This window comes from Streptomyces sp. IBSBF 2435 (assembly GCF_036815005.1).
GTDB lineage: Bacteria > Actinomycetota > Actinomycetes > Streptomycetales > Streptomycetaceae > Actinacidiphila.
Genome location: NZ_JAJSYW010000372.1, coordinates 1 through 1,692, shown reverse-complemented (window position 1 = coordinate 1,692; position 1,692 = coordinate 1). Strand labels below are relative to the sequence as shown.

Annotated in this window: 1 protein-coding gene; it reads left to right on the top strand. The window is 69.7% G+C overall.

Translation table 11 applies throughout. The annotated features are described in order from the left end of the window. The first annotated feature begins 481 nt into the window (after nucleotides 1–481). On the top strand, nucleotides 482–1,573 hold the full coding sequence (locus V7E46_RS33480; protein ID WP_333771919.1) for an ABC transporter substrate-binding protein: 1,092 nt from the start codon (nucleotides 482–484) through the stop codon (nucleotides 1,571–1,573). Nucleotides 1,574–1,692: the final 119 nt, after the last annotated feature.

Here is a 1,692-nt window from a genome sequence, read left to right as displayed (position 1 = left end):
GCGTTGGGGCTGTAGAGACCGCCGGGGGCGGGGGCGACCCGGGACGAGGCACGGCCCGGGGCTCCACCCCCGGCGGCGGCATGGGCCGGCGCGGCCGGCAGCAGGGGGATAGCGGCGCCCGCGGTGAGCGCGGTGGTGACGAACTGTCGGCGGTTCAGGGGCATGGGGGGTGGCCTCCTGGTGTTCTTCCAACGTTGGAAAGACCGATGCCATCCGGCATGACAGCACGCACGGACTGTCATGTCCATAGCTCACACAGAAGTCGCCTGAAGTCCCACCCGTCCCGTCGAACAGCGGCCGGAGGCGGCAGCTGACGGGTTTTCGAAACTCTCGGCCGCCTTCTTGTCGCGGTCGGGAGGCGCGTATATAACGTTGTAAAGCCGCGCCCCGGGACACCTGTTCCCGCTTTCCGGCGCGCCGCCCCGGACCACTCGTACGACCGACGGACGCACCTCCGTCGAGACCAAGGAGTGTCGTGAGCATGACCAAGCACAGAACCCGCACCCTGGCCGCCGCCTGCCTGCTGCTCGCCACCGCGGGCCTCGCCGCCACCGGCTGCTCCAAGTCCGAGGGCGACGACAAGGCGGCGGCGCCGAGCGGTTCCCAGGACGCGGCCCAGCAGCAGGTCACCGAGTCGGCCACGGCGGCGGCCGACGGCTGCACCCTGGCCGCCTACGGCGCGCCGAAGCTCGACCTGAAGAACGCGGTCGTCGGCTTCTCGCAGTCCGAGAAGGAGGACAACCCGTTCCGGATCGCCGAGACCAAGTCGATCAAGGACGAGGCCGCCAGGCTCGGGGTGAAGAAGCTGCTCACCACCGACGCGCAGTCCCAACTGCCCAAGCAGATCAGCGACATCCAGGACATGCTCACCCAGGGCGCGCAGCTGCTGATCGTGGCGCCGCTCAACTCCGACGGCCTGGACCCCGCGTTGCAGGCCGCCGCGGCCAAGCACGTGCCGGTGATCACCATCGACCGCAAGATCAACGCCACCTCCTGCAAGGACTACGTCACCTTCCTCGGCTCGGACTTCGTCAAGCAGGGCCAGCGCGCCGCGGACGCCATGATCGCGTCGACCGGCGGCAAGGGCCAGGTCGCGATCCTGCTCGGCTCCTCGGGCAACAACGTCACCACCGACCGCACCAAGGGCTTCCTGGACGAGATCGCCGCCAAGGCTCCCGGCCTGAAGGTGGTGGCCCAGCAGACCGGTGACTTCACCCGCGACAAGGGCCAGCAGGTCATGGAGCAGCTCATCCAGTCCAAGCCCGGCATCACCGCGGTCTACGCGGAGAACGACGAGATGGGCCTCGGCGCGGTCACCGCGCTCAAGAGCGCGGGCAAGAACCCCGGCAAGGACGTCAAGGTCGTCTCGGTGGACGGCACCCGCAACGCCGTCCAGGCCATCGTCAACGGCCAGTACAACGCGGTGATCGAGTCCAACCCGCGCTTCGGGCCGCTGGCCTTCGCCACCGCGCAGAAGTTCTACGGCGGCGAGGCGATACCGCAGAACGTCATCATCTCCGACCGCGCCTACGACGAGAGCAATGCCAAGGACTCGGTGGCCGGGGCCTTCTGAGCGACCCGCCCCCTGACACCCGGAAGGCCAGGCCACCGACATGGCACCACCAGAAGCCGCCGCGGCGCAGTCCGCTCCGCCGGGTCCCGACGGCCCCCGGACCCCCGCGGCCCCACCGG